Consider the following 5,992-nt stretch of genomic DNA (forward strand, 5'->3'; position numbering starts at 1 on the left):
GGGCGGGGGAGAGTAGCGCGTTCCGGGGGCGGGTGTCCGGGCTTCGCGCGATTCGTCGGATGAGCACTTCGGGCGTGTCACGCTTCCTGGGCGTCAACCGAGACAAGCCAGGTGGTGGCGAAGGCCGGCCGGAGGCGAAACGATTCTCTTGGGTACTCGAAACGTTGCGGTGAAGTCCCGCAGAACACTCCTGGTCAGGACCGGGCTCGGCTCGGTGGCGGCGTCGGCCGTCCCGCCGCTGCCGTCGGACCCCCCGGACCTGCCGCCGGCCGTCCCGCCGCGGCCGACCGTGCCGCCCGCCGTCCCCGCGCCGAGCCGGCCGGACGCCGCCGCGCCGGTGCCGGCCCCGGTGATCGAGCCGCTGTTCACCAGCGCCCCGGGTCTCAACTGGGCCGTCCCGGCGCTCACCCCGCCCGCGCCGGACCTCCGGGCGGCGGCCGAGCTGCCGCCCACCGCCCGGGACCTCGAACTGATCCGGGCCAGCCTGGCGGTGGTCGAGCCGGTCGCCGACCGGGCCACCGCGCATTTCTACGCACTCGTCTTCCTCGGCCACCCCGAGGTCCGGGCGCTCTTCCCGGCCGCCATGGACGTCCAGCGCGACCGCCTCTTCCGCGCCCTGCTGACGGCCGCCCGTGCCGCCGGCGACCCGGAGGGACTGCGCGCCTACCTGGGCGCGCTGGGCTGCGTCCACCGCAGGTACGGCACGCTGACCGCCCACTACGGTCCGGTGGGCGAGTGCCTGGTGGCGGCACTGGCCAAGTACGCGGGCAGCCGGTGGACCGCCGGGACCGAGCTGGCCTGGCGCCGGGTCTACCGGCTGGTCTCCTCGATCATGATCGAGGCCGCCGAGCGGGACGCCCGCACCTCGCCGCCCTGGTGGCAGGGCGAGGTGGTCGCGCACGAGCGCCGCACCCCGGACGTCGCGGTGCTCACCGTCCGCCCCGACCAGCCGTACCCGTACCGCGCCGGGCAGTACGCGAGCCTGGAGACGCCCTGGTGGCCGCGGGTCTGGCGGCACTACTCGCTCGCCTCGGCGCCCCGGCCGGACGGCCTGCTGACCTTCCACGTCAAGGCGGTGCGGGCGGGCTGGGTGAGCAACGCGCTGGTGCACCGGGCCGCGCCCGGGGACGTGCTGCGGCTCGGCCCGGCGGCCGGCGGGATGACCCTGGACCACGCCGGCGGCGCGGACCTGCTGCTGGTGGGCGGCGGCACCGGGATCGCGCCGCTGCGGGCGCTGGCCGAGGAGGCGGTCGGGTCCGGCGGGGCGGACCGCGCGGTGGAGGTGTTCTACGGCGGCCGGTCCGCCGGGGAGCTGTACGAGCTGGCCGGGCTGAGGGAGTTGGCGCGGCGGCACCCCGGGCTGTCCGTCCACCCGGTGCTGTCCGGTCCCGGCGCCGGGGCTGCCGGGGCGCCGGCGGGCGGGCTCCCGGAGGCGGTCGCCCGGTCCGGGCCGTGGACCGGGCGGACGGCCTACCTCGCCGGGCCGCCCGCGATGGTCCGGCGGACCAGCGGGGTGCTGCTGCGCTCCGGGGTGCCGGCCGAGCGGATCCGGCACGACCTGGCCGCCCGGTGAGCGCGGCCCGGCCGCCGGGGCGGTGTCAGCCGAGGTCGGGCGCGAGCAGGGCTCGGATGCCCTCGATGTTGGCGGCCAGGTACGCCCGCAGGCTCGGCGGCACCACGTTGACCGAGGTGACGCCCTCGCGGGTGAACGGCACCCGGACCACCTCGTAGCCGCCGTTGGGATCGTCGACCTCGGGCCCGTGCCGGCGGTCGAGGTCCATCGAGGCCAGCCGGCAGACGAAGAAGTGCTGCACCTTCACCCCGTGCGGGTGGAGCAGGGTGCCGTCGTCGTGGTGGGTGTGGCTGATGGTGTCCACGAAGGCGGGGACCACGTCGACCACCTTGCCGCCGAGCTCCTCGTCCACCTCGCGGTGCAGCGCGTCCACCACGGTGCGGTCGCCGCGCTCGACGCCGCCGCCGGGGGTGATCCAGTACGGGTGCGGGGAGCCGGGCCGGGTGCGCTTGATCAGCACCAGCGAGGCCGGTCCGTACGGGTCGTTCGGGTCGACCTCCAGCAGGATCGCCCGGGCGGTGCGCTTGACGACGGGACGGGGCGGGGTGCGCATGGCGACCTCCGGGGCTGGAGCGTTGTGCGGGAGTCTCCCGCGGCGCGGCGCGCCCGAAACGCGGCCCGCCCACGGGTGCGTCCGTCCGTGGCGGGTTCGTAGCGGCGATAGATCTTGGATCGTGAAGATGAACGTTGAACAGATCTTTGAAAGTTAGCCTTTATAGCCAAATGGCCTTTGATTCAAAGGATTTTACCGAGTGGACCGTGTCAGAGTGATTGCAGCGGCGCTGCGCCTGTGCTGCAATGGGCGACTATCGGGCAAATCGGAGTGATTCACTCCGCATGCTCTTCTGTGCAATGACTCGGGCTGGGGGCTGGCTGTGGCCATGGATCGGATCGCAGAGCGCATGGTGCCACCGGCGCGGTCGGCACGGACCTCGCGCACCGAGCGGCAGCCCACCCTGATCTCCTCCGTCCAGCGGGCGCTGCGCCTGCTGGAGGCCGTCGGCGGGTTCCGGCACGGGGCCACCGCCAAGCAGCTCGCCCGGGTGGCGGGCCTCCCGCTCGGCACCGCGTACCACCTGCTGCGGACCCTGACCCACGAGGGCTACCTGCGGCGGGTCGACGGGCGCTTCTTCTACGGCGACTCGGTCGACGGCATCGTCCGGGCCGAGGACCGGCAGGCCGAACGGCACGGGCTGCGGGTGCGGATGGAGCAGTTAAGCGCGGAGCTCGACGCGGCCGTCTACTTCGCCCTCTACCAGGACGGCGAGGTCAGCGTGGTCGACACCGTCGACGGGGCCCACCGGCCGGCCGTCGAACCGTGGGCGGACTTCCGGGCCACCGCCCACGCCCACGCGATCGGCCAGTGCCTGCTGAGCCAGCTCCCCGAGGAGGCCCGGCGCGACCACCTCGCGCGCCACCCCCCGGTGGGCCTGACCCCGGCCACGCTCGTCGACGAGGCGGCCGTGCTGCGCCGGATCGCCGGGGTGCGGCACACCATGCCGGTGGTCGAGCACCAGGAGTACGCGATCGGCACCGTCTGTGCGGCCGTGCCGATCACCGTGGGCTCGGTGGTCGCCACCATGGCGGTCTCGCTGCCGGTCGAGCAGGCCGACCGGCTCACCGCGGTCGCGGGCCGGCTGCGGCGCGACGTCGGGGCGATGACGCCGACGTTCGTACTCTGACGACCCGTCGGCACCGGGCCGCTCCAGGTCTGGACCAGCGGTTCCCGCTCTATCACCATTTGAAAAAGCACATCTTGTCCACCACCTCCCCGGCCGGGACGATGATGATGGACGTACCGCACGCAATCCCTCCCCCTGTCAGCCAACAGCCTTGTCCGGGTACCCGCGAAACCCTCCCCCACGCGCGGCCGGGCAGAACGAGAGGTGTCGGTGCCATGCAGCACAGCACAGTCCAGGGCCACCTGACCATGAACCTGGTGGTCTCGCAGGAGCTCACCTTCCGCATCGTGGTCGACCTCGACTACGACCCCGCCGACCCCTACGCGGTCCGCTTCACCTTCCACCTGCCCGGCGACGAGCCGGTCACCTGGGTCTTCGCCCGCGAGCTGCTGCTCGACGGCCTGGCCCGGCCGTCCGGTGAGGGCGACGTGCACATCCACCCGGTCGGCGGGGAGCTGGGCGAGATCTGCCTGGTGCTGCGCTCCCCCGAGGGCGACGCCGTGCTGCACGGCTCCGCGCCGCCGCTGATCGCCTTCCTGGCCCGCACCGACCGGCTGGTGCCGATCGGCGAGGAGGCCGCCGCCGGCGACCTCGACGCCCAGCTCGAACTGATCCTGCACGGCCACGAGAACGCCGGGTGAGCCGCCGGCGGGCGCAGGACGCGGACCGAGAGGGGCCCGTACCCGGGTGGTGCACCGGGTACGGGCCCCTTCCGCACGGGCCGGTACGGGGCCGGCTCAGTCCTCGTCGAGGGCGAGGCTGAGGCCCCAGGACACCAGGCTGACGATCAGCGCGCCGAACAGCGCCGACCAGAAGCCGTCCACGTGGAAGTCCAGGTCGAGCTTGTCCGAGGCCCAGGAGGTCAGCCAGAGCATCAGCGCGTTCACGATGAAGGTGAACAGGCCCAGGGTGAGGATGAACAGGGGGAGCGAGAACAGCTGGACCACCGGCTTGATCAGCCAGTTGACCACGCCGAACACCAGCGCCACGGCGAGCACCGTGAGCGTCTTGTGCTGCCAGTCGTCACCGGTGAGCGTGATCCCGGAGACGATCCAGGCGGCGACCCAGATGGCCGCCGCGTTGATCAGTGTCTTGATGGCGAAACCCTTCATGGGGCCAGCGTCCCAGGTCGGTCAAGGGGAGGCGGTGTTCCGGCCGGCGCGGTGGTGTTGAATGCCGGTGGCCGAAGCCGTACGAGGAGGGGTGCCCCGATGAAGCTGTTCCGGCTGGACCGACTGGACGCCGAACGCGCCGCCAACGACGGCGCCTACCTGCGCTTCCTGCGCGAGCCGCGGATGTCCGCCGGCCTGTACGCGCTCTCCCCCGGCGACACCGACACCCAGACCGCGCACGACCAGGACGAGATCTACCAGGTGATCAGCGGCCGGGCCGAACTGACCGTCGGGGACGAGACCGCCACGGTGGGCCGGGGCACCGTCGTCTACGTCCCGGCCGGGACGCCGCACCGCTTCCACCACATCACCGAGGAGCTGCGGGTGCTCGTGGTCTTCTCGCCGCCGGAGGACTGAGGCGGGCCGGCTGCGGGCGGCCGGCCCGGGCCCGCGGGCGGCCGGTTAGGGTCGGGGCATGAGCAGCCAGAGCCTGACCGAAGAACTCTGGGCGGCGATCGAGCCGGTCTACGCCGAGATCCTCGCCCACCCCTTCCTCGCCGGACTGACCGATGGGACCCTGCCCCGGGAGGCGTTCCGCCACTTCGTCGTCCAGGACTCGCACTACCTGCGCGACTACGCCCGGGCGCTGGCCGTCTGCGCGGCCAAGGCGCCCGGCGAGGAGGAGGTGCGGGCCTTCGCCGACGACGCGATCGGCGCGCTGGCCGCCGAGCAGGGGATGCACGCCGAGTTCCTGGACGCCTTCGGCGACACCGCCGAGGGCGCCGCCGCCGAGCCGGTGCTGCCGACCACCCGCGCGTACACCAGCTACCTGCTCGCCACCGTCTACGGCGGCTCCTTCGCGGAGGCGGTCGGCGCGGTGCTGCCCTGCTACTGGATCTACGCCCGGGTCGGCGAGCGGCTGCTCGCCGAGGGCTCCCCCGACCCGCTGTACGCCAAGTGGATCTCCACCTACGGCGACGAGGCGTTCCAGTCGGTGGTGCGGCGGGTGCTGGCGCTGACCGACCGGCTCGGCGAGGAGGTCTCCCCCGCCGAACGGCGCCGGGTCGTCGAGCACTTCGTGACCACCTCGCGCTACGAGTGGATGTTCTGGGACGCCGCCTGGCGCGGGGAGACCTGGCCGGTCTGAGCCCGCCGCGGCGGCGGCGGCCGGGGTCGTGCCGGGGGTGTTCCCCGAGGTCGGGACGGGGGTTCCCCCCGGGGCCGGGGTCGGGGGGATCTCCGGGTTCTCTCGGGGCCGTTGGGCCTCGTTCCGCCCCTTGCGCCACCGTACGATCGAAGTACGAAAGCGAACGGGATGCGGCACCGGACGGCAGCCGACCCCCTGGGGAGAGAAGGAACGGACATGGCTGAGCTCTGGAAGTCGCTGCCCTCGTGGGTACGGAACATCGTGGTGCCGGTGCTGGTGCTGGTGCTCGCCTGGAACCTGCTGATGTTCGTCTTCGGCGTGGTCGGCGCGCTGCTGGCCTTCGCCCTCAAGGCACTGGTGGTGGTCGGCATCGCCGCCGCGGTGGTGGTCCTGGTGAAGAAGGCCGCACGGAACTAGGACGTCCAGGACGTCCAGGACGTCGATGCCCGGCGCCCGCGCCCCTCGGAGGGGACGCGGG

8 protein-coding genes are annotated in these 5,992 nt (G+C 73.2%); 6 read left to right on the forward strand and 2 right to left on the reverse strand.

Annotated elements, in window-relative coordinates; genetic code table 11:
- Positions 1 to 169: 169 nt before the first annotated feature.
- Positions 170 to 1,573: a globin domain-containing protein gene (locus ACFU74_RS35320; protein WP_380764233.1), complete on the forward strand. Its 1,404-nt coding sequence runs from the start codon at positions 170 to 172 to the stop codon at positions 1,571 to 1,573.
- A 25-nt stretch (positions 1,574 to 1,598) separates the two neighbouring features.
- Here ACFU74_RS35320 and ACFU74_RS35325 read toward each other — a convergent pair whose 3' ends face one another.
- Positions 1,599 to 2,126: an NUDIX domain-containing protein gene (locus ACFU74_RS35325; protein WP_380764234.1), complete on the reverse strand. Its 528-nt coding sequence runs from the start codon at positions 2,124 to 2,126 to the stop codon at positions 1,599 to 1,601.
- A gap of 328 nt (positions 2,127 to 2,454) precedes the next feature.
- Here ACFU74_RS35325 and ACFU74_RS35330 point away from each other — a divergent pair, with 328 nt between their 5' ends.
- Together ACFU74_RS35330 and ACFU74_RS35335 are read left to right on the forward strand one after the other, a co-directional pair.
- Positions 2,455 to 3,255, forward strand: a complete 801-nt coding sequence (locus ACFU74_RS35330; protein ID WP_380764235.1) for an IclR family transcriptional regulator — start codon at positions 2,455 to 2,457, stop codon at positions 3,253 to 3,255.
- 215 nt (positions 3,256 to 3,470) lie between these two features.
- The gene (locus ACFU74_RS35335; protein ID WP_380764236.1) at positions 3,471 to 3,896 is read left to right on the forward strand and encodes an SsgA family sporulation/cell division regulator; all 426 of its coding nucleotides are present in this window, start codon (positions 3,471 to 3,473) and stop codon (positions 3,894 to 3,896) included.
- Between the two features lie 96 nt (positions 3,897 to 3,992).
- Here ACFU74_RS35335 and ACFU74_RS35340 read toward each other — a convergent pair whose 3' ends face one another.
- Complete coding sequence (locus tag ACFU74_RS35340; RefSeq protein ID WP_344338920.1) at positions 3,993 to 4,367, reverse strand: phage holin family protein; 375 nt, start codon at positions 4,365 to 4,367, stop codon at positions 3,993 to 3,995.
- 99 nt (positions 4,368 to 4,466) lie between these two features.
- Between ACFU74_RS35340 and ACFU74_RS35345 the strand changes: the two genes are divergently transcribed.
- From ACFU74_RS35345 to ACFU74_RS35355, 3 genes are all read left to right on the forward strand, one after another.
- A complete protein-coding gene (locus tag ACFU74_RS35345) occupies positions 4,467 to 4,784 on the forward strand; it encodes a cupin domain-containing protein (protein ID WP_380764237.1) in 318 nt (105 codons plus the stop codon).
- Between the two features lie 58 nt (positions 4,785 to 4,842).
- Positions 4,843 to 5,514 carry a thiaminase II gene (gene tenA / locus ACFU74_RS35350; protein WP_380764238.1) on the forward strand — a complete coding sequence of 224 codons (672 nt, stop codon included), beginning with the start codon at positions 4,843 to 4,845 and terminating at the stop codon, positions 5,512 to 5,514.
- A gap of 216 nt (positions 5,515 to 5,730) precedes the next feature.
- Positions 5,731 to 5,931, forward strand: a complete 201-nt coding sequence (locus tag ACFU74_RS35355) for a DUF5326 family protein (RefSeq protein ID WP_380764239.1) — start codon at positions 5,731 to 5,733, stop codon at positions 5,929 to 5,931.
- Positions 5,932 to 5,992: the final 61 nt, after the last annotated feature.

The sequence above is a fragment of the Kitasatospora sp. NPDC057500 genome, assembly GCF_042802195.1.
Classification (GTDB): Bacteria; Actinomycetota; Actinomycetes; order Streptomycetales; family Streptomycetaceae; genus Kitasatospora.

Bases quoted from the DNA above. Each gene is read 5' to 3' on its own strand.
- ACFU74_RS35340 (WP_344338920.1), bottom strand. From the start codon at position 4,367: ATGAAGGGTTTCGCCATCAAGACACTGATCAACGCGGCGGCCATCTGG.
- ACFU74_RS35330 (WP_380764235.1), top strand. From the start codon at position 2,455: ATGGATCGGATCGCAGAGCGCATGGTGCCACCGGCGCGGTCGGCACGG.
- ACFU74_RS35335 (WP_380764236.1), top strand. From the start codon at position 3,471: ATGCAGCACAGCACAGTCCAGGGCCACCTGACCATGAACCTGGTGGTC.
- ACFU74_RS35325 (WP_380764234.1), bottom strand. From the start codon at position 2,126: ATGCGCACCCCGCCCCGTCCCGTCGTCAAGCGCACCGCCCGGGCGATC.
- tenA (WP_380764238.1), top strand. From the start codon at position 4,843: ATGAGCAGCCAGAGCCTGACCGAAGAACTCTGGGCGGCGATCGAGCCG.
- ACFU74_RS35345 (WP_380764237.1), top strand. From the start codon at position 4,467: ATGAAGCTGTTCCGGCTGGACCGACTGGACGCCGAACGCGCCGCCAAC.
- ACFU74_RS35355 (WP_380764239.1), top strand. From the start codon at position 5,731: ATGGCTGAGCTCTGGAAGTCGCTGCCCTCGTGGGTACGGAACATCGTG.